The sequence below is a fragment of the Micromonospora sp. NPDC049891 genome (assembly GCF_040660295.1).
Lineage (GTDB): Bacteria > Actinomycetota > Actinomycetes > Mycobacteriales > Micromonosporaceae > Micromonospora.
Map to the genome: position 1 here is coordinate 34,513 of NZ_JBFAML010000016.1, position 20,449 is coordinate 54,961.

Annotated in this window: 16 protein-coding genes; 10 read left to right on the forward strand and 6 right to left on the reverse strand. The window is 72.1% G+C overall.

Going from position 1 to position 20,449, the window contains the following annotated elements; genetic code table 11:
• Positions 1-99: 99 nt before the first annotated feature.
• From pcaF to AB0I71_RS20530, 8 genes are all read left to right on the forward strand, one after another.
• Positions 100-1,302: a 3-oxoadipyl-CoA thiolase gene (gene pcaF / locus AB0I71_RS20495; RefSeq protein ID WP_357586855.1), complete on the forward strand. Its 1,203-nt coding sequence runs from the start codon at positions 100-102 to the stop codon at positions 1,300-1,302.
• Between the two features lie 117 nt (positions 1,303-1,419).
• A complete protein-coding gene (locus tag AB0I71_RS20500) occupies positions 1,420-2,238 on the forward strand; it encodes an SAM-dependent methyltransferase (RefSeq protein WP_357586857.1) in 819 nt (272 codons plus the stop codon).
• 4 nt (positions 2,239-2,242) lie between these two features.
• Positions 2,243-4,405, forward strand: coding sequence for an EAL domain-containing protein (locus AB0I71_RS20505; protein ID WP_357586859.1), 2,163 nt, complete (start codon positions 2,243-2,245; stop codon positions 4,403-4,405).
• 72 nt (positions 4,406-4,477) lie between these two features.
• Positions 4,478-4,978, forward strand: a complete 501-nt coding sequence (locus AB0I71_RS20510) for a DUF456 domain-containing protein (RefSeq protein ID WP_357586861.1) — start codon at positions 4,478-4,480, stop codon at positions 4,976-4,978.
• A 405-nt stretch (positions 4,979-5,383) separates the two neighbouring features.
• Entirely contained in the window at positions 5,384-6,748 is a 1,365-nt protein-coding gene (locus tag AB0I71_RS20515) for a glutamine synthetase family protein (RefSeq protein WP_357586863.1), read from the forward strand.
• 149 nt (positions 6,749-6,897) lie between these two features.
• On the forward strand, positions 6,898-8,253 hold the full coding sequence (locus AB0I71_RS20520) for an aldehyde dehydrogenase family protein (RefSeq protein ID WP_357586865.1): 1,356 nt from the start codon (positions 6,898-6,900) through the stop codon (positions 8,251-8,253).
• Positions 8,254-8,255: 2 nt separating this feature from the next.
• Entirely contained in the window at positions 8,256-9,023 is a 768-nt protein-coding gene (locus AB0I71_RS20525) for a 3-oxoacyl-ACP reductase (protein WP_357586867.1), read from the forward strand.
• 174 nt (positions 9,024-9,197) lie between these two features.
• Positions 9,198-12,908, forward strand: a complete 3,711-nt coding sequence (locus AB0I71_RS20530; RefSeq protein ID WP_357586869.1) for a SpoIIE family protein phosphatase — start codon at positions 9,198-9,200, stop codon at positions 12,906-12,908.
• 52 nt (positions 12,909-12,960) lie between these two features.
• Here AB0I71_RS20530 and AB0I71_RS20535 read toward each other — a convergent pair whose 3' ends face one another.
• Positions 12,961-13,275, reverse strand: coding sequence for an STAS domain-containing protein (locus AB0I71_RS20535; protein WP_357586871.1), 315 nt, complete (start codon positions 13,273-13,275; stop codon positions 12,961-12,963).
• A 94-nt stretch (positions 13,276-13,369) separates the two neighbouring features.
• Between AB0I71_RS20535 and map the strand changes: the two genes are divergently transcribed.
• Positions 13,370-14,227 carry a type I methionyl aminopeptidase gene (map, locus tag AB0I71_RS20540; protein WP_357586873.1) on the forward strand — a complete coding sequence of 286 codons (858 nt, stop codon included), beginning with the start codon at positions 13,370-13,372 and terminating at the stop codon, positions 14,225-14,227.
• Complete coding sequence (locus tag AB0I71_RS20545; protein ID WP_357586875.1) at positions 14,224-14,940, forward strand: VIT1/CCC1 transporter family protein; 717 nt, start codon at positions 14,224-14,226, stop codon at positions 14,938-14,940. The genes map and AB0I71_RS20545 overlap by 4 nt, the downstream gene beginning before the upstream one ends.
• A gap of 42 nt (positions 14,941-14,982) precedes the next feature.
• Here the strand turns inward: AB0I71_RS20545 and AB0I71_RS20550 are convergent, their stop codons facing one another.
• The 5 genes from AB0I71_RS20550 to AB0I71_RS20570 all read right to left on the reverse strand — a co-directional run bounded on the left by AB0I71_RS20550 (position 14,983) and on the right by AB0I71_RS20570 (position 20,432).
• Positions 14,983-15,702 carry a nucleotidyltransferase domain-containing protein gene (locus AB0I71_RS20550; RefSeq protein ID WP_357586876.1) on the reverse strand — a complete coding sequence of 240 codons (720 nt, stop codon included), beginning with the start codon at positions 15,700-15,702 and terminating at the stop codon, positions 14,983-14,985.
• 105 nt (positions 15,703-15,807) lie between these two features.
• Complete coding sequence (locus tag AB0I71_RS20555; protein WP_357586877.1) at positions 15,808-16,284, reverse strand: nitroreductase family deazaflavin-dependent oxidoreductase; 477 nt, start codon at positions 16,282-16,284, stop codon at positions 15,808-15,810.
• A 28-nt stretch (positions 16,285-16,312) separates the two neighbouring features.
• Positions 16,313-19,039, reverse strand: a complete 2,727-nt coding sequence (locus AB0I71_RS20560) for an ABC transporter permease (RefSeq protein WP_357586880.1) — start codon at positions 19,037-19,039, stop codon at positions 16,313-16,315.
• A complete protein-coding gene (locus AB0I71_RS20565; RefSeq protein ID WP_357586882.1) occupies positions 19,036-19,854 on the reverse strand; it encodes an ABC transporter ATP-binding protein in 819 nt (272 codons plus the stop codon). The genes AB0I71_RS20560 and AB0I71_RS20565 overlap by 4 nt, the downstream gene beginning before the upstream one ends.
• A complete protein-coding gene (locus tag AB0I71_RS20570) occupies positions 19,851-20,432 on the reverse strand; it encodes a PadR family transcriptional regulator (RefSeq protein ID WP_357586884.1) in 582 nt (193 codons plus the stop codon). Before AB0I71_RS20570 ends, AB0I71_RS20565 begins: the two co-directional genes overlap by 4 nt.
• Positions 20,433-20,449: the final 17 nt, after the last annotated feature.

Consider the following 20,449-nt stretch of genomic DNA (forward strand, 5'->3'; position numbering starts at 1 on the left):
CCCAACCTATCGGCAGCCACCGGGGATATCCTGGCCGTCGGTGAGCCCGTGGACCAGTGGACGCACCGTTCCGCCCTTCCCACCCCCGAAGGACTCGCGATGACCGTGGCATACCTGGTGGCTGGTGTCCGTACCCCGATCGGCCGGTACGCCGGCGCACTGGCCGGCGTACGCCCCGACGATCTGGCCGCCCACGTGATCCGCGAGTTGGTCGCGAGGCATCCGTCGGTGGACTGGACGCGTACCGACGACGTGGTGCTCGGCTGCGCCAACCAGGCCGGCGAGGACAACCGCAACGTGGCCCGGATGGCGGCGTTGCTGGGCGGGCTGCCCGAGCAGGTGCCCGGCAGCACCGTCAACCGGCTCTGCGGCTCCGGCCTTGACGCGTTGGCCACCGCCGCCCGGTCGATCGTCGCCGGCGAGGCGGACCTGGTCGTCGCGGGTGGGGTGGAGAGCATGAGTCGGGCGCCGTTCGTCATGCCGAAGGCGGCCACCGCGTTCTCCCGCTCCGCTGAGGTGTACGACACCACTATCGGTTGGCGGCTGGTGAACCCGTTGATGGAGCGTGGCTGGGGCATCGACTCGATGCCCGAGACGGCGGAGAACGTGGCCGCCGAGTACGGCGTGGACCGGGCGGCGCAGGACGAGTTCGCGTACCGCTCGCAGTTGCGGGCCGCCAAGGCCCAGGCCGACGGCCGGCTGGCCGAGGAGATCGTGCCGGTGACCGTGCCCGCCGGTCGGCGGGAGACCCGGCTGGTCGAGGTCGACGAGCATCCCCGACAGACCTCGCTGGAGAAGCTGGCCGCGCTGCCCACTCCGTTCCGCGACGGCGGCACGGTGACCGCCGGTAACTCCTCGGGCGTCAACGACGGTGCGGTGGCCCTGCTGGTCGCCTCGGAGGCGGCCGTCGCGGCGTACGGCCTCACTCCGCTGGCCCGGGTCGCCGGCACGGCGGCGGCCGGCGTGGCTCCCCGGGTGATGGGTATCGGTCCGGTCCCGGCGACCCGGCGGCTGCTCGACCGGCGCGGGTTGGCGCTCGCCGACGTCGACGTGATCGAGCTGAACGAGGCCTTCGCCGCCCAGTCCGTGGCGGTGTTGCGCGAGCTCGGCCTGCCCGAGGACGCGGAGCACGTCAATCCCAACGGTGGTGCCATCGCGCTGGGCCACCCGCTCGGTGCCAGTGGTGCCCGGCTCGCGCTCACCGCCGCGCTGGAACTGCGCCGCCGTGGCGGGCGGCGGGCGCTGGCCACCATGTGCATCGGTGTGGGGCAGGGCATCGCGCTGCTGCTGGAGGCCGCCTGACCCGCCGGCACCGGCCGGAGATCAGGAAAAGAGCGTTGTGGATCTCCCCCCACGCGACGGACCCGCCTAGAGTGGGCAGCATCACACGATCCACGGCGACGACGTGAGGTGCAACCAGTGCAGAAGCCGGACGGACTTCCCGCCGAGATCGACCTCTCCCGGCCCAGCGCGGCACGGGTCTACGACTACTTTCTCGGCGGCGCCCACAACTTCGAGATCGACAGGCAGTTGGCCGAGCAGATCGCGGCCATGACGCCGAACCTGCCGGCGACCATGCGGGCCGGGCGGGAGTTTCTCCGCCGGGCCGTGCGCCTCCTGCTCGACGCCGGCATCGACCAGTTCCTGGACATCGGCTCCGGCATCCCGACCGTCGGCAACGTGCACGAGGTCGCCCAGGCCGCGAACCCGAAGGCCCGGGTGGTCTACGTCGACATCGACCCGGTGGCGGTGGCACACAGCCGCGAGTTGCTCGCCGGCAACGAGTTGACCGGCGTCATCCACGCCGACCTGCGCGATCCGGAGCGGATCCTGTCCGAGGCCCGCGCGCTGGACCTGCTCGACTTCGGCCGGCCGCTGGGCATCCTGCTCGCCGGGGTGGTGCACTTCGTCCCGGACACCGACCGTCCCGGCGAGATCCTGGCCACCCTGCGCGCGGCCGCCGCCCCTGGCAGCCATCTGGTGATCTCGCATTCGACCTTCGAGGACCAGCCGCAGGAGATGTTGGACGCGCAGCGGCTGTCGGCGCGTACCGCCACCGAGATAACGCTCCGCTCGCGGGCCGAGATCACCGGGTTCTTCGGTGACTGGACCATTGCGGAGCCGGGGGTGGTGCACATGGAGCTGTGGCGTCCCGACTCGTCGTCCGAGACGGCCGCCGACGGGCAGCGCTTCGGCGCCTTCGGTGGTGTCGCCCGGAACGACCGGCCCGCCGGCTGATCCGATGGCCGGCACGGGTGCCTTCGGCGGCAACACCGTCGACCCGGCGGGCGCCCAGCGGTACGCCGCCGACTGGGCGCGGGCCGTACACCGGCTCGGTTTCGTGCCGCTGAGCGCGGCCGAGACCGAGCAACTGCTGCTCGGGCACACCATCCGGTTGGCGGAGGTGCTGCTCTCCGCCGAGCCGCCGGCCGCAGCTGCGGCGGAGATCGGGCGGTCCCTGGTCGACGCGCACCTCGCCGGCCCCGGGGTGATCGAGTGGTCGGTGCGTACGCTCAGCGAGCGGTTCCCGACCGAAGTGCTCGCCGACCCGGCCGGGCGGCCGGGGCTCGGCGAGCGGATCGCGGCCGTGCAGGGCGCGCTGGCGGCCGGCTTCGCCCGCGCGCTGCGGGAGCGGACCTTCGTCCAGCAGGAGGGGATCGCCCGCGCCATGTGGCAGGCACGGGACGACGCCGAGCAGGCGCTGCGCGACAGTGAGGCCCGGTTCCGGGCGGTCTTCGACGGCGCCGCCATCGGCATCGGTATCGCCGGAGTCGACGGGACGATCATCGACGTCAACCACGCCTTCGCCGACATGCTCGGCTACCCGGTCGAGGAACTGCGACAGACAAACGTGGCGTCACTGTTCCACGCCGACGACGCGGCCGGCATGTGGGAGCTGTACCAGGAGCTGATCGAGGGCAAGCACGACGCGGTGCGGGTCGAGAAGCGCTACTACCGCAAGGACGGCAGCGCGGTCTGGACGGACCTGGCCGTCTCGCTGATCCGCCACGACGACGGCCGGCCGCGGTTCACCGTGGCCGTGGTCGAGGACATCACCGAACGGTACGAACTCCAGCAGCGGTTGCGCTTCCAGGCGCTGCACGACCCGCTCACCGGCCTGCCCAACCGGACGCTGTTCTTCGACACGCTGGCCGGCCTGGTGGAGCAACCCGACTCGCCGGGCCGGGTCGGTGTCTGCTTCCTCGACCTCGACGGGTTCAAGGCGATAAACGACAGTCTCGGGCACGCCCTCGGTGACCGGCTGCTCGTGATGATCGCCCGACGGCTCGCCGACTGCGTGGCCGAACAGGGCTATCTGGTCGCCCGGATGGGCGGCGACGAGTTCGTCATCCTGGTCGACGGGGTCGCCGCCGTCGAGGACGTCATCGCCGTGGCCGAGTCGGCCCTGGCCGCCGTCTCCGCACCGGTGTGCGTCGGCGACCAGCAGCTCGCGGTCTCGGCGAGCATCGGCATCGTCGACTCGGCGGTCGCCGGCCCCAGCGTCGCGGAGCTGATGAAGGCCGCCGACGCCACGCTCTACTGGGCGAAGGCGGAGGGCCGTGACCGGTGGGCGGTCTACGACCCCGAACGTAGCGCCCGGGACATCGCCCGGTCGGCGCTGGCCGCCGGGCTGCCGGCGGCCCTGGACCGGGGCGAGTTCGTGCTGCACTACCAGCCGATCGTGTCCCTGCTCGACGGCCGCATGCTGGCCGTCGAGGCGCTCGTCCGCTGGCAGCACCCGCAACTGGGACTCATCGGCCCGGACCGGTTCATCGGGCTCGCCGAGGAAACCGGCCTGATCATCCGGCTCGGTGAGTGGGTGCTGCGCCAGGCGTGCCGTGACGCCCAGCGGTGGCACACCGATTTTCCCGACGCCAGGCTGGTGGTGAGCGTCAACCTGGCCGCGCGTCAGGCCGACCGGCCGGCGATCGTGGACACGGTGGCCGACGCGCTGGCCAGCAGCGGGCTGCCGGCGGAGCTGCTGCAACTGGAGCTGACCGAGAGCGCGGTGATGGGCTCCGCGGGGGAGCCGTTGCGGACGTTGCATCGGCTCGCGGCGCTCGGCGTACGGCTGGCCGTGGACGACTTCGGCACCGGGTACTCGAACCTGGCGTACCTGCGCCGGCTGCCGATCACCTGCCTGAAGCTGGCAGGCCCGTTCGTCGAGGGGATCCGGGGCACCGAGCCGGTCGCCGCCGACCACCGTGACGAACGCATCGTCGACGCGCTGGTGCGGCTGGCCCACGCGTTGGAACTGTGGGTCACCGCGGAGGCGGTGGAGACCGAGGCGCAGGCGGAGCGGTTGCGGGCGCTGCGTTGCGACACCGCGCAGGGGCGGCTGTTCGGTCCGCCAGGCCCGGCGGAGACGGTGGTGGCCCGGCTGCGTGGCGACAAGTCGTCATGATCAGACTGTGCTGATCCGGGGTATGGACGCGGTGGGCGGATCAGGGCCCGAACGAGCACATGGGGAGTCGACGTGGGGCTGACGGAGACCGGAACGGTGGTGTCGGTCGTCGCCGCGCTGGCGATTCTGGCCGGGCTGGCCGGGGTGGTGGTGCCCGGTCTGCCGGCGCTGCCGTTGTGCTGGGGCGGCGTACTGGTGTGGACGTTGTTCGGCGGCGCCGGAGCCGGCCGGTGGCTGGTGCTCGCCGCCGCGACGCTCGTCGCCGTCGGTGGCACCGTCGTCAAGTACGCCTGGCCCGGCCGTAACCTGAAGCGGGCCGGGGTGCCCACCACCTCGCTGCTGGCCGGCGCGGTGCTCGGCATTGTCGGCTTCTTCGTCATCCCGGTGGTGGGGCTGGTCATCGGCTTCGTCGGCGGCATCTTCGCGATGGAGCGGCTACGGCTCGGCGACACCCGGCTGGCCTGGCCGGCGACGAAGCGGGCGGTCGCCGCCGCCGGGCTGTCGATGCTTGTGGAGTTCCTCTCCGGTCTGGTGATCGGTGCCCTCTGGGTGGCCGGCCTGGTGATGGCCTGACCGATCTCGCGCTGACGTGACCGAAGCGGCGCGGGGCGGAGTCGGGGTAGGGCGCGACGCCGTACCCGAGAGAGAGGTGACGCTTTCCCGCGCCGCCGCGGCGGCCGGGCCGTTCCGAGGGCCCGGTGGTCGGCCCGTCGCGATCGGGCCTGGTCACAAGCTCAAGGATGGGGTACGCCCCACCCGCCCGGCAACGCAATTGCGCCGAACCACCGGGGCAGCCGGTGACCGGGAGCCGGCCGGTCCTACTGCACCATCGCCGGTGTCCGCGTGGTGGCGGTGCGCGGCTGGCGAACCTTCGTCGGTCCCTGACGGTTTGCCGGGGGAGTGGATGGGGGTACGGGCGGAGCGTCTTATTGACGGTGATCGGCTCGGCCGGTAGACCTTGGTGATGGAGGCTGGCGGATGAGGAAACCACCGCTCACGCTCGAACAGTTGCGGGTCGCCGTCGCCGAGGGCGAGATCGACACGGTGGTGCTGGCCCTTGTCGACATGCAGGGCCGGTTGCAGGGCAAACGGTTCCACGCCCCGTACTTCCTCGACCAGGTCGTCGCGCACGGCAGCGAGGGGTGCAACTATCTGCTCGCCGTCGACGTCGACATGAACACGGTCGACGGGTACGCCATGTCGAGCTGGGAACGCGGCTACGGCGACTTCGCGATGAAGCCGGACTTCGACACCCTGCGCCGGGTGCCGTGGCAGCCCGGCACCGCCCTGCTCCTGGCCGACCTGGAGTGGCTGGACGGCGCTGGTCCGGTGATCGCCTCGCCGCGGCAGATCCTGCGCCGGCAGTTGGACCGGCTGGCCGCGCACGGGCTGACCGCGTACGCCGGCACCGAGCTGGAGTTCGTGCTGTTCCGTGACTCGTACGAGCAGGCGTGGCGGCGCGGCTACCGGGAGCTGACCCCGGCCAACCAGTACAACGTGGACTATTCCCTGCTCGGTACCGCCCGGGTGGAGCCACTGCTGCGGCGGATCCGTACCGAGATGGCCGGCGCGGGACTGGTTCCGGAGAGCGCGAAGGGGGAGTGCAACCTCGGCCAGCACGAGATCGCCTTCCGTTACGACGAGGCGGTGGCCTGCGCCGACCACCATGTGATCTACAAGAACGGGGCGAAGGAGATCGCCGCCCAGGAGGGCATGTCGATCACCTTCATGGCGAAGCCGAACGAGCGGGAGGGCAACTCCTGCCACATCCACTTCTCGCTGCGCGACGCCTCCGGCGGCTCGGCGATGCTGGGTGACGGGCCGGCGCACCTGAGCCCGACCGGGCAGCGGGTGCTCGCCGGGTTGCTCGCCACCATGCGGGAGCTGAGTCTGCTCTTCGCGCCGAACATCAACTCCTACAAGCGCTACCAGCCGGGCTCGTTCGCCCCTACCGCACTGCGGTGGGGCACGGACAACCGCACCTGCGCGCTGCGGGTGGTGGGGCACGGTCAGGGGATGCGGGTGGAGAACCGGGTACCGGGCGCCGACGTCAACCCGTACCTGGCCATCGCGGCCCTGGTGGCGGGCGCGCTGCACGGCATCGAGAACGAGTTGGAACTCGGCCAGGAGTGCGCCGGCAACGCGTACGACGACGCGAGCGCCGAACGCGTCCCCGGCACCCTCCGCGACGCCCTCACCCTCTGGGAAGGCTCGGCGGTGGCCCGCGACGCCTTCGGCGAGGAGGTGGTCGCCCACTACGCCAACATGGCCCGCGTGGAGTTGGCCGCCTTCGACGCCGCCGTCACCGACTGGGAACTGACCCGTGGCTTCGAACGCCTCTGACCCCCACCCCCACCCCCACCCCCACCCCAGCCCGGCCCCGGCCCGGCCCACCGCGATCATGCAGTTGTGGCGCCCGAAGACGGCAGTAAGCGGCTTTTCTCCCGTGCCACAACTGCATGATCGGCGAAGAGTGGGTGGGGTGAGGGTGGATGGGTGAGGTACGGGATCCGACGCGCGGCACGGTGTTGCGGGAGGTTGGGGAGAGCTCCGTCGGGGACGTGGATGCGGCGGTTGGGCGGGCGGCGCGGGCGTTCGAGCGGTGGCGGGGGGTCAGCGCGGGGGATCGCGGGCGGTTGTTGCGGCGCTTCGCGGCGGTGGTGGACGAGCACCTGGAGGAGTTGGCGCGGCTGGAGGTCGCCAACGCGGGGCACACCATCGGCAACGCGCGGTGGGAGGCGGGCAACGTCCGGGACGTGCTCGACTACTACGCGGGTGCGCCGGAGCGACTCACCGGGCGGCAGATCCCGGTGCCGGGCGGGCTGGACGTCACCTTCCACGAACCGCTCGGTGTGGTCGGGGTGATCGTGCCGTGGAACTTCCCCATGCCCATCGCCGCCTGGGGCTTCGCTCCCGCGCTCGCCGCCGGCAACACGGTGGTGCTCAAGCCCGCCGAGTTGACTCCGTTGACCGCGTTGCGGCTGGCCGAGCTGGCGGACCAGGCGGGTCTGCCCGAGGGGGTTTTCACAGTGCTGCCCGGGCGGGGCGAGGTGGTGGGTGAACGGTTCGTCAGCCACCCCGCCGTACGCAAGATCTGCTTCACCGGCTCCACGGAGGTCGGCACCCGGATCATGGCCGGCTGCGCGAGGCAGGTGAAGCGGCTGACCCTGGAGTTGGGTGGCAAGTCGGCGAACCTGATCTTCGCCGACGCCGACCTGGAACGGGCCGCCGCCAGCGCGCCGTACGCCGTCTTCGACAACGCCGGCCAGGACTGCTGCGCCCGGTCCCGGCTCCTGGTGCAGCGCGGGGTGTACGACCGCTTCCTCGAACTGCTCGAACCGGCGGTGCGCGCCTTCCGGGTGGGTGACCCGGCCGACGAGAGCGCCGAGATGGGACCGCTGATCTCGGCCGGACAGCGGGACCGGGTCGCCGGGTACGTCGACGGTTCGCGGGTGGCGTTCGCCGGCTCACGGCCCGACGGCGCCGGCTACTGGTACCCACCGACAGTGCTGCTCGCCGACTCACCTGGTGACCGCCACTGGCGGGAGGAGATCTTCGGTCCGGTCGTCTCGGTGCTCCCGTTCGACGACGAGGCCGACGCCGTCCGGTTGGCCAACGACACCGAGTACGGCCTCTCCGGCTCGATCTGGACCCGCGACGTGGGTCGGGCGCTGCGGGTGGCCCGGGCCGTGGAAGCCGGCAACCTGAGCGTCAACTCCCACTCCTCGGTGCGGTACTGGACGCCGTTCGGCGGGATGAAGCGCTCCGGTCTGGGCCGGGAGCTGGGTCCGGACGCCCTGCACGCGTTCACCGACGTCAAGAACGTCTTCGTCAGCACCGAGGAGTGAACATGCAGGGACGGTTGCAGGACCGGGTGGCCGTGGTGACCGGGGCGGCCAGCGGCATCGGACTGGCCACCGTGCGTCGGTTCGCCGCCGAGGGGGCCCGGGTGGTCTGCGTCGACGTCGACACCGAGGCCGGTCAGCGGGCCGCCGACGAGGTGGGCGGCAGCTTCGTCGCGGCCGACGTGGCCGACGAGGCGGCGGTACGCGACCTCTTCGACGGGGTGGTCGAGCGGTACGGGCGGGTGGACGTCGCGTTCAACAACGCCGGCATCTCCCCGCCGGACGACGACTCCATCCTGGAGACCGGGCTGGACGCCTGGGAGCGGGTGCTGCGGGTCAACACCACGAGCGTCTACCTCTGCTGTAAGCACGTCATCCCGCACATGCGCCGGCAGGGCCGCGGTTCGATCATCAACACCGCTTCCTTCGTGGCGTTGATGGGCGCGGCGACGTCCCAGATCGCGTACACCGCGAGCAAGGGCGGGGTGCTGGCGCTCACCCGGGAACTGGGCGTGCAGTTCGCCCGGGAGGGCATCCGGGTCAACGCCCTCTGCCCGGGCCCGGTGGCCACGCCGTTGCTGCGTGAGCTGTTCGCGGCCGACCCGGAACGCGCGGCCCGCCGGCTGGTGCACGTGCCGATGGGTCGGTTCGGCGAACCGACCGAGATCGCCGCCGCGGTGGCCTTCCTGGCAAGCGACGACGCCTCCTTCATGACCGCCGCCCAGTTCGTGGTCGACGGCGGCATCACCGGTGCGTACGTCACCCCTCTGTGATCTCGGCAACACCACGCGTGGGCGGCCCCGGTCGGTGCGGTGGCCACCGGCGCTCACCTGGAGCTGAACAGCGTCCGATCGGTCGTATGCGTTACGTTGCTGATCCGTCTGGGTAGAAGGCGGGTCAGGGCATTTGATGATCGGGAGCGGTGCGGACACGGCCGGGGAGGCTGCATGAACTCGGCCCAGGGGGGCGTGGACGGTGGTCAGCCGTCCGCGGCGGAAAGTGGAACGTCTCCGCTGCTCGCGGCGGCATTCGCGGGTGGCGGTGAGATGGGTGCCATGCTGCGCGACCGCGACTGGTCGGCCAACCCGCTCGGTCCACCGGAGCGCTGGCCGACCTCGCTGGGCAACGCCCTCAGCACGATGCTCGCCTCCAAGGCGCAGATCGCCATGTTCTGGGGGGACGACCTGCGCTCCTTCTACAACGACGCCTACCGGCCGACCATCGGCGACAAGCATCCCGCCGTGCTGGGCGAGCCCGCCCGGGAGCACTGGGCGGAGACCTGGGACGTGCTGGGGCCGCTGCTGACTGGTGTGCTGCGCGGCGGCGAGTCGTACCAGGCCCGGGACCATCACTTTCTGCTCAACCGGCACGGCTTTGTGGAGGACGTCTACTTCGACGTCTCGTACGATCCGATCCGCGACGTCGACGGAGCGATCAGCGGGGTGCTCTGCATCTGCAGCGAGACCACCGGGCGGGTCCTCAGCGAACGCCGGTTGCGCGCGCTTGCCGAACTCGGCTCGGAACTGGCCGATCCGGTCGGCAGCCAGGAACTCGGCCAGGTCGCCGCGGCGGTGCTTGACCGGCACCGGGCCGACGTGCCGTTCGGGCTGCTCTACCTGCGGGACAGCGAAGGGTACCTACGCCTGACCGGGGTCAGCGGCGCCGGGACCAGGGCGGTCGATCCGTCCGCCCGGCTGGTGGAGGTGGCCGCGACCGGCGTCGGTGCGGTGGTGGCCACCGCCGACCTGCTCGGCCAGGTGCCGGCCGATGCCGCCGACGAGGCGGTGGTGCTGCCGATCAGCGCGACGAACGAGCCGGTCGGGGTGCTGGTACTGGGAGCGGCCCGGCGGCTGCCGCTCACCGAGGACTACCGCACGTTCTTCGAACTGGTCGCGGCGCAGATCTCCCGGGCGGTCGGGAAGCAGCGGGCGTACGAGCAGGAACGGGCCCGGGCGGCTGAGCTGGCCGCGCTGGACCTGGCCAAGACCAACTTCTTCGCCAACGTGAGCCACGAGTTCCGCACCCCGCTGACCCTGGTGCTCGGCCCGTTGGAGGACCTGCTCGCCGACCCGGCGCTCAGCGAGGACCACACGCAGCGGCTGACCGTGATGCACCGCAACGCGTTGCGGCTGCTGAAGTTGGTCAACACGGTGCTCGACTTCTCCCGGCTGGAGTCCGGGCGGCTGGTGGCGCACTACGAGCCCACCGACCTGGCCGACTACACCTCCCGGGTGGCGAGCACGTTCCGCTCCGCCAGCGAGCGCGCCGGAGTGCGGCTGGTGGTGGACTGTCCGCCGTTGCCGGAGCCGGTCTTCGTCGATCCGGACATGTGGGAGAAGATCGTCCTCAACCTGGTCTCCAACGCCCTGAAGTTCACCTTCGAAGGAGAGATCAGCATCCGGGTCCGTGAGGTCGACGGTGCCGCCCGACTGGAGGTCTCCGACACGGGTGTGGGCATCGACGAGCGGGAACTGCCGCACGTGTTCGAGCGGTTCCACCGGGTGCCGGGGGTACGCTCCCGCAGCCACGAGGGCACCGGGATCGGCCTGGCCCTGGTCCGGGAACTGGCCGAGATGCACGGCGGGCAGGTCAGCGCCACCAGTCAGATCGACGTCGGCAGCACCTTCGTGGTCACCATCCCGTTCGGTGCCGGGCACCTGCCGGCCGAACGGGTGGCCGACGCCGACAACTCCGAGCGCGAGCCGCGGCAGGCACCGCTCTTCGTCGCCGAGACCGCGCAGTGGACCGCCGGCCCGGTCGCGGCCGCCACCCGCCCGGTGCCGGCCGACGCCTCGACCGTGCCGGACGCCGACGTCGCTGCGCAGTGGGTGCCCCGGCCCCTCACCGTCGCGACCGCCGGCCGCGTACTTGTCGTCGACGACAATCCTGATCTGCGCGAACACGTCAGCCGGTTGCTCGTGCCCACCTGGGAGGTGAGTACCGCCGCCGACGGGTTGGAGGCGCTGCGGCTCGCCACCGAGGAGCTGTTCGACCTGGTGCTGACCGACGTGATGATGCCGCGCCTGGACGGTCTGGGTCTGGTGGCCGCGCTGCGAGCGGATCCACGTACCCGGTACGTGCCGATCGTGCTGCTCTCCGCCCGCGCCGGTTCGGCCGAAGAGGTGGCCGGGCTGTCGGTGGGTGCCGACGACTACCTCACCAAACCTTTCTCGGGGCAGGAACTGATCGCCCGGGTCCGCGCCAACATGGCCCTCGGCCAGCTGCGTAACCAGATCATTCGGCGGCTGCGGGCGCTCGCGGACGCGGCGGTCGCGGTCAATACCGCCCGCTCCACCGCCGACGTGCTCCAGGTCGCCGCGCGCCACGCGTTGAGTCTCGCCGAGGCTGTCCGGGTGGTGGTCTCCGCCGGCGGGGCGCGCTACGAGGCCGATGCCGGTGGAGCGAGCAGCGTCGAGCCGTCCTTCGTGCTGCCGCTGACCGGCGTGGCCGACCAGCCGCTCGGTGAGCTGCGGGTGTGGCACCCGGCCGCCGAGAGCGCCGACGCCGACGAGGCCGCGTTGACGCAGCTCGCCCGCCTGGTCGGGGTACGCATGGAAAACGCCCAGCTGTACGAGGCCGAGCACCGCATCGCCACCACCCTGCAGCACAGCCTGCTGCCACGCACCCTGCCCCAGTTGCCCGGTGCCGTGGTGGCCAGCCGCTACCTGCCGGGCAGCGCGGACGTCGAGGTGGGCGGCGACTGGTACGACGTGGTGGCCCGGGACGACGACGAACTCGTGCTGGTCATCGGAGACGTGGTCGGCAAGGGGGTACCGGCGGCGGCGGCCATGGGCCAGCTGCGTAACGCGCTGCGCGCCTACGTGCTGGAGGGCTTCGACCCCGGCGAGTCGTTGACCCGGTTGAACCGGCTGGTGGGGTCGACCGAGTCACGTTCGTTCGCGACGGTCTTCTGCCTGTGGTTCAGTCCTCGGACGGGTCGGCTGCGCTACGCCAGCGCCGGGCACCCGTCGCCCCTGGTGATCCGGGGAGACGACGTGGCGTTCCTGCACAGCCGGGCGCTCGGGCCGCCGGTCGGTGCCATCGCGGGCACCGAGTACGAGACCGTCTCCGGCGAACTGCGGGCCGGCGACCGGCTGCTGCTCTACACCGACGGTCTGATCGAGGACCGGCAGGTCGGTATCGACGAATCGCTGGCCCTGCTGCGCGCCGACGCGGCCGGGTCGGGCGAGCACGTGGCCGACCTGATCGACGCGGTGGTGGCGCGGGTCGCCGGCCGGCCCCGACGGGACGACGTCGCGGTACTGGCCCTGGAGGCGGTCGAACTCAACCGGTTCGAGCTGCGGTTGCCCGCCGATCCGACCCGGCTGAGCGTGCTGCGCAAGCGGCTGGAGGACTTCCTCGTCGCCCACCGGGTGGGCGAGACCGACCTGTTCGATCTGACCGTGGCGGTGTCCGAGGCGGCGGCGAACGCCATCGAGCATCCGGTCGACCCGGTGGAGCCGGTGGTCGACGTCGAGGTCCGGGTGGAGGACCGCACGGTGGTGGCGACGGTGTGCGACAGCGGGCGGTGGCGGGAATCGACCGGGTCGGGTTTCCGGGGGCGCGGGCTGTCGCTGATCCGGGCACTCGGGGATCTCTCGGTCGAACACACCCCGGAGGGGACACGGGTCACCCTGCGCCGGGAGTTGAGCGCGTAGCCGGGCGCCGGTCGGGCGGTTCCGGCCGGCTGGTCGGAGCGGTGGGATCGGATCAGGCCGGATGCAGCCAGGGCTGACTGCCCAGGCCGGCGATCTCCAGTACCCGACTGACCTGTCGGGACGGCAGTACCGTCAACGCGTCCGGGTAACGGCTGGCGAGCCGGACCACCGCGTGGATGGCCGCCGAGTCGAAGAAGGTCACCGCACGCAGGTCGAGTGTCACCCGGGCGGCCGGCTCGCGCAGCACGGTCTGGAGCATCGTGTCGGCGGTGGCCATGTCGACCTCGCCGGTGACCACCACGCTCAGGTGATCACCATCGGTCTCCGCGCTGGCGGAGAAGATGGGAGGTGCGCCCCCTTGATCCACGGAGACACCTTGACACAGTGCTTGTGGCAGGGCAACAACCGCTCGGGGCGGCCGGTGGTGGGGGTCACTAAGCGGGCGGCGATAGGCTTGGGTCATGACCGTCCGTGCGCCGCTGACCCCCGGCACGCTCTCCCCGTGGCGGCCGGTGCCCGCCCACATCGCCCGACCGGAGTACGTCGGCAAGAAGGCCCCCCGGCCGTGGCAGGGGTCGCACGTGCAGCCGCCGGAGACCATCGAGAAGATGCGGCTGGCGGGTCGGATCGCCGCCCAGGCGGTGCAGTTGGCGGGGGAGCACTGCAAGCCCGGTGTGACCACTGACGAGATCGACCGGGTGGTGCACGACTTCCTGATCGACAACGGGGCCTACCCGTCGACCCTGGGTTACCGGGGCTTCCCGAAGTCCTGCTGCACCAGCCTCAACGAGGTGATCTGCCACGGCATCCCCGACTCGACAGCGCTCGTCGACGGCGACATCATCAACGTCGACGTCACCGCGTACATCGGTGGGGTGCACGGCGACACGGACGCGACGTTCTGCGTCGGCGAGGTCGCCGAGGAGAACCGGCTGCTGGTCGAGCGGACCCACGAGGCGATGATGCGGGGGATCCGGGCGGTCGCCCCGGGCCGGCAGATCAACGTGATCGGCCGGGTCATCGAGTCGTACGCGAAGCGTTTCGGCTACGGCGTGGTCCGCGACTTCACCGGTCACGGCATCGGCGAGGCCTTCCACAGCGGGCTCTACGTACCGCACTACGACAGCCCGCGCCCCACCGACGTGATGGAGCCGGGAATGACCTTCACCATCGAGCCGATGATCACTCTCGGCACCTACCAGTACGACCTCTGGGACGACGGCTGGACGGTGGTCACCAAGGATCGGAAGTGGACCGCCCAGTTCGAGCACACCGTCCTGGTGACCGAGGACGGCCACGAGATCCTGACGCTGCCGTGACCGAAACCCCGGCGGCGCTGCGCGAGCACCACCACGCCGACGTGTCCGGCGGCTGGCTGCGCCCGGCCGTGTTCGGGGCGATGGACGGCCTGGTCACCAACATCGCCCTGATCGCCGGTGTGGGCGGCGGTGGGGTGTCGCCCCACACCATCGTGCTCACCGGCACCGCCGGCCTGGTCGCCGGCGCCATCTCGATGGCGCTCGGTGAGTACACGAGCGTGCGCTCCGCCAACGAGCAGATCGCCGCCGAGGTGGCCAAGGAACGACGGGAACTGGAGCGCCACCCGGAGGCCGAGGCCCGGGAGCTTGCCGACATGTGGGTCGCGCGAGGGCTGCCGGAGGACCTCGCCATCCAGGTCGCCGAGGCGGTACGAGACAACCCGGAGCAGGCCCTGCGCATGCACGTGCAGGAGGAGTTGGGTGTCAACCCGGACGAACAGCCCGACCCGTGGAAGGCGGCGCTCTCGTCGTTCCTCTGCTTCTCCGTCGGCGCGTTGGTGCCGCTGCTGCCGTACCTGTTCGGGGCCACCAGCCTGGTGCTGGCCCTGGCGATCGGCGGGATCGGGCTCTTCGTCGCCGGTGCGGTCGTCTCCCGCTTCACCAACCGCAGGTGGTGGTCCGGAGGGCTGCGTCAACTGCTGCTCGGCGCCGCCGCCGCGGTGGCGACATACCTGATCGGCATGCTGATCGGGGTGCAGGGCGGCCTCGGCTGAGCGGTACGGAAACCCGCCCTGGGTTTCCCGGGAGCCGCTGGGTCAGCCGTCGAGCAGGTCGTCGATGGTGCCGTCGACGGGGCGGCCACGGGCGGTGAGTTCCGCCGACTGGCGGGCCAGGACGGCACCCACCTCGGTCATGTCCGCCCCGGCCAGCCCGGTCCGGCGCACCGCGTCGCCGGGGTCCCGGAAGTAGGTGCGGCTGAGCAGTCCGCTGACCGTGGCGGCGCCGAGGCGGGCCTCACCGAGCATCAGCAGGGCCTGGTCCGTCTCGTACCACTCGGCGAGCCGGGCGGCCCGGGCGTGCGCGGCGCTGCCCCGGTACCAGGCCCTGCGGGCCGCCGAGGTGAACTCGGCCGGGCGGGCCCGGGCCAGGCGGCCGAGGTGCTCGTCACGCAGGGTGGGCAGCCATCCGGTCGGGTCGTGCAGGGCGCGCGTGGTCACGTAGCGGTCGGCGGTCAGCGGCCACCGGCTGGTCAACTGCCGGGCCTGACGCAGGCGCTCCTCGGCGGCGACGACTGTCAGGTCGACAAGCACGCCGTCCACCCGGCGGGTCGCCGGTGGCGGCCCGGTGCCGGGCCGGTAGGTGGCGACCAGCAGCCCGACCTCACCGTCGCCACCGCCGTCGTCGTCGCCGTGGGCCAACGGACCGTGGACCGCGACCGCGAGCACATCGGCCGGGAACCGCCGTCGGATGGCTGCGGCGACCCGTTCGGCCACGTCCCACCGGGGATCGTCCCGGTGTTCCTGGACACCGTCCACGCCGACCACCCCGCGATCGCGCCACCCACACCGTCGCCGACAGCGACGTCCCGGTCACGCACACCCTAAGCCCTGTGACGGACCATGGCGATCAGGCGTGTCGGATCATGTGTGTGCCTCGTCGGGCACCAGGCGGAAGATCCGGATCTCCCGGCCACCGGCCCGTTCCACGTACGTCTCGTAGGCCGGCCACTCGTCGACGAGCAGCCGCCAGAGGCGGTCGCGTTCGGCGCCGGTGGCCACCGCGGCGCGTACCGGGATCCGGCTTCCCTTGACGTCCACCTCGGCCCTCGGCTCGGCGAGCAGGTTCAGCGACCACGCCGGCTGATGGGCCTGACCCCAGTTCGAACCGACCACCACGTACCCGTCACCGTCGGGCACGTAGAGCAGTGGATTGCTGCGCGGCAGACCGGACCTGCGGCCGGTCGTGGTGATCACAAGGGACGGTACGAGCCCGAGGGCCACCACCCGACCCCGGGTCAGTCGACCGACGGCCCGGTCGACGGGTACCAGCAGTCGGATGGTGGCGCCGAACCAGCGGTGCCGACCGACCCGGCGGGTGAGGCTTCCCAGAACGGACATCCGCACAGTCTGGGGTGCCGGGTGCCAGTCAGTCCAGACGGCGTTCCACAGGTAGCCGGGAACGGGTGAACAGTGCCGCGCCGAGCATCGCCACAATTGGTACCGCGACCAGCACGCCGAGGGTGAGCCAGGGCATCACCAACGGGTAGGGCGGTTCGATCGGCCAGCGGTCGGCGTAACGCTGGTTGGTGAAGGCCAGCACGATCAGGGCCGAGGCAAGCCCGGCGACGATGCCCAGCGTGGAGCCGAGCACCGCGATCAGGCCAGCCTGGCAGAGCGACAGCAGGCGGCGTACGCCCGGGCCCGCACCGACCGCGGCGAGGGTGGACAGGTCGCCCCGCCCCTCAGCGGCGGCCAGGCCGGTGGCGATGCCGGCGGCACCGACGGTGACCGCTGCGGAAACCGCCGCCAGCAACAGCAGCAGCGGGCGGGTGTCGTCGTGGTCCCGGTTCTGCTCCACCGCGATGCCCCCGGAGCCGAGCGGGCGGAGCGCGACGTCGAGTTCGTCCTGTCGCTGCTCATCCGGTGGTTGCTGGACGTGCAACGCCCAGCCGATCTGCCGGGTGACGAGCCCGAGCTGGTCGGCGGCGGCGGGGGAGAGCAGCAGCCAGTGCTCACCGAGCCCGGTGTGCAGCGCGTGCCCGGGCACCGTGGCGATGTCCGCCGGCCGCGTCTCGCTGCCGTGTTCGACCCGGAGATCCAGCTGGCCGTCGCGCACGAAACGGGCGTCGGTGATCACGGCGCCACCGGAGCGCAGCGTGGCGGTGGCGGCGTCGGCGTCGGCCGGTGCGACGCCGGTGAGCAGCCGCAACGTCGTGCCGTCGTCCACAGCGATCCGAAGGTACGGGCCGCTGGGGCTGTCGTCGATGCGCTGGCAGCGGGGGTCGGCGCGGGCCCGCAGCTGGTCGGCGGCACTGAGCGGCTCGTACGGCTGCCAGGGGCAGGCCCGCTCGGGTGGCATGGTCGCGGTGACCGTGCAGGCGTAGAAGTCAGGCTGACAGCCGGCTGTCGCCAGCGGGGCGATCGTGCCGGCGTCGAGCAGTTCCCGAGCCGGGCCGCTGATCTCGTCGAAGGTCGGCGGGCTGTCCGACGCGGGATCGCCGCCGGTGGTCACCAGCACCGTGTGGTCCGGAAGCCGGGCCTGATTCTGCTTGTCGCTGCGGGCGTCGTCGCTGGCCAGGAAGAGACCGAGGGCGACACTGCCGGCGACCGCAGCCATCACGGCGGAGATGGCCGGCGCGGCCGAGGCACGGTTGCGGCTGGCGTCGCGTACCGCGATCCGGGGTGCCAGCGGGAGGAACCGACCGAGCCGGGCCAGCAGTCCCACCAGGGTCGGGGTGGCGAACACCAGCCCCAGTTCGCCCATGACCAGTCCGGCGAGGATGACCGACTGCGAGGTGACGACCGCACCGATCGCGGCCACGACGGTGCCGCCGGCGGCCAGCGCGATGCCGATGGTGAGCCACCGGCGCCGGTGCACGGGCGGGGTACGTCGTCCGGCGAGCCCGGCCACCACGTCCTGCCGGGCGGCCGTCCACGCCGGTGCCAGTGCGGCCAGGACCCCGGCCAGCACCGCGACCAACGCGATCACCACGAGGGCCGTGGGCCAGACGCGGTAGCCACCGAACCGCTGCTGGAAGATGAACTGTTCGACAAGCGGCCGGCCGGCGAAGGCGGCGGCCACGCCGAGCGCGATCCCGGTCACCGCACCGACTCCGCCCAGCACCACCCCGTCGGCGAGCACCACGCGACGCAGGTGGGCGGCGTCGCCACCGGCGACCGCCACCAGGGCCAGGTCCCGCCGCCGACGGCGTACTCCCACGGCGAACGCCGGCCCGACCAGCAGCACCACTTCGAGCAGGCCGAGCCCGCCGACAAGGACGCCGGTGCTGACCTCCTCCAGGGTCATCCCGCTGCTCGGCGGCTCGACATGCTGGATCACCACCCCGGGTGGCGCGGATGTCCGGGCGCTGACCACGACGCCGTTGCGGTTGAGATGCCGGAAGGTGTCGTCGGTGAGCGGGCCGGGCAGGTCGGCCAGGAACACCTCCTCGGGGTCGGTCTGCGTGGGGGCCCCGGCGGGATGCAGGATGACCATCGGGGCCAGGTGTTCGGGGAGTTCGGCCACGCCGACGACCGTCCAGGTACGGGTGCCGTCCCGGGCGGGGACCCGGTCCCCGATGTCGACGCCGAGGCTGCGCCGGGCGGCCAGGTTCACCGCGATCTCGTCGGCGGTGGCCGGCGCCCGGCCCTGGTGGATCCGGGCGGCGCCCTGCCCGAGGGGGTCGGTCAGATCGATCACGGTGGCGGTGATGTCGTCGCTGATCCGGTCGCCCTGCCAGGCGCTGAACGGCACCCAGCGGCGTACCGCCAGCACCCGGCTGCCCTCGGGCAGCAGCGCGGCGACCTGGTCCGCGGTGACCGGTGCGGTGCGCGGCTGCTCCCTGCCTTCGGAGATCCAACCGCTGCCGTCGGCGTTCTGCTCGACCGGGCCGCGGCTCACCACCTTCAGTTCCGCGTCGGCGCTGCCGAGCCGGCGGTCCAGCTCCTCGCTCGGGGTCAGCCGGGCCATGTCCACGCTGACCGCGATGAAGCTCAACGCCAGCACCGGCAGGATGATCATCGCGAGCACCAGGGTGGTACGCCCGCGGGCCCGCCTCGCCTCACGCCGGGCGATGCGCAGCGCGGCCCGCCACGAGCCGATCGTCTCGGCCAGTCGTGCGCCGCTGGTCAGCCGGGATTGCCGAGCGCTCACCGGCCGCTGCCGCTGAGCAGGGCCTCCACGCCGGCGAGCGGGGCGGTCGAGTCGACCGCCACGCCGTCGCGCAGGAAGACGACCCGGTCGGCCCAGGCGGCGTGCCGTGCCTCGTGGGTCACCAGCACCCCGGCGGCTCCGGCGTCGACCCGGCGGCGCAGCAGCCGCAGCACCGCCTCGCCGGTCTGCGAGTCCAGCGCCCCGGTCGGTTCGTCGGCCAGCACGAGCCGCCGCTGCCCGACCAACGCCCGGGCGATGGCGACGCGCTGCTGCTGGCCACCGGAGAGCTGGTCCGGGAACCGGTCACCCAGCTCGGTCAGCCCCACCTCGGTAAGTGCGGCGAGCGCCAGCCGACGGGCCGCTCGTACCCCGGAGCCGTCCAGTTCGAGGGGGAGGGCGACGTTCTCCACCGCGGTCAGGCTGCCGATGAGGTTCAGGTTCTGGAAGATGTAGCCGATCCGGCGGCGGCGCAGCCGAGCCAGCCCGCGCCGATCCAGGGCGTGCAGCGGCTGCCCTTCGACGTGCACCTCACCGGCGGTCGGGCTGTCCAGTCCGCCGGCCAGGGTGAGCAGGGTGGACTTGCCGGAACCGGAGGGGCCCATCACGGCGACCAGTTCGCCGGGGCGCACGGCCAGGCTCACCCCGCGCAGGGCGTGTACCGCGGCCGGGCCGCTGCCGTGCGTGCGATGTACGTCACGCAGGTCCAGCACGGCGTCGTCGTCCGGACCGGGGACTGCGGCGTCGGAGGTCGCGGCGGCGTCGGACGCGGCTCGCGGATCAGGGGCGGCCGGCATTCGCCCACCGGCGGTGGTCACCGTCGTGCCTCCTCACCACTGTGGCCCACCGCCTCGGAGAGGGGCGCTGGGCCGGCGGCCGGGGGGCGGTGCCGTACCAGGCTGGTCTCGCAGTGGTCGAGCCAGCGCACCTCGGCCTCGGCCTGGAACACCATGGCGTCCAGGACCAGCCGCCACGGCAGATCCTCCGGGCTGTCGCTGGAGTACTTCAACCGGGTCAACTCCTGCAACGTGCGCATGGTGGCGGTCCGTTGCGTCTGCACCACCGCGCGGACGTCCACGCCGGGGGTGGTCAACGCCAGCGCCAGCTTGATCGCCAGCTCGTCCCGGGGGCGGTCGGTACGGCTGATCGGGGTGGCGAACCACAGGGCCAGGTCCGCCCGCCCGGCGTCGGTGATCTCGTACGGACGCTGGCCGGCCTCGCTCTCCGGCAGCGACCTCACCAGACCGTCCCGCTCCAGCCGGGACAGCGTGGTGTAGACCTGCCCGATGTTCAGCGGCCAGGTGGAGCCGGTCGACTCCTCGAAGGCGGCCCTGAGCTGGTAGCCGTACATCTGCCCGCGTTCGAGCAGGGCGAGCAGGCCGTGGCGGATGGACATGGACCGGAGTATGCATA

Coding starts and splice junctions, on each gene's coding strand:
- map (WP_357586873.1), top strand. CDS start 13,370: ATGACCGTCCGTGCGCCGCTGACCCCCGGCACGCTCTCCCCGTGGCGG.
- AB0I71_RS20505 (WP_357586859.1), top strand. CDS start 2,243: ATGGCCGGCACGGGTGCCTTCGGCGGCAACACCGTCGACCCGGCGGGC.
- AB0I71_RS20555 (WP_357586877.1), bottom strand. CDS start 16,284: ATGTCCGTTCTGGGAAGCCTCACCCGCCGGGTCGGTCGGCACCGCTGG.
- AB0I71_RS20530 (WP_357586869.1), top strand. CDS start 9,198: ATGAACTCGGCCCAGGGGGGCGTGGACGGTGGTCAGCCGTCCGCGGCG.
- pcaF (WP_357586855.1), top strand. CDS start 100: ATGACCGTGGCATACCTGGTGGCTGGTGTCCGTACCCCGATCGGCCGG.
- AB0I71_RS20520 (WP_357586865.1), top strand. CDS start 6,898: ATGGGTGAGGTACGGGATCCGACGCGCGGCACGGTGTTGCGGGAGGTT.
- AB0I71_RS20525 (WP_357586867.1), top strand. CDS start 8,256: ATGCAGGGACGGTTGCAGGACCGGGTGGCCGTGGTGACCGGGGCGGCC.
- AB0I71_RS20570 (WP_357586884.1), bottom strand. CDS start 20,432: ATGTCCATCCGCCACGGCCTGCTCGCCCTGCTCGAACGCGGGCAGATG.
- AB0I71_RS20515 (WP_357586863.1), top strand. CDS start 5,384: ATGAGGAAACCACCGCTCACGCTCGAACAGTTGCGGGTCGCCGTCGCC.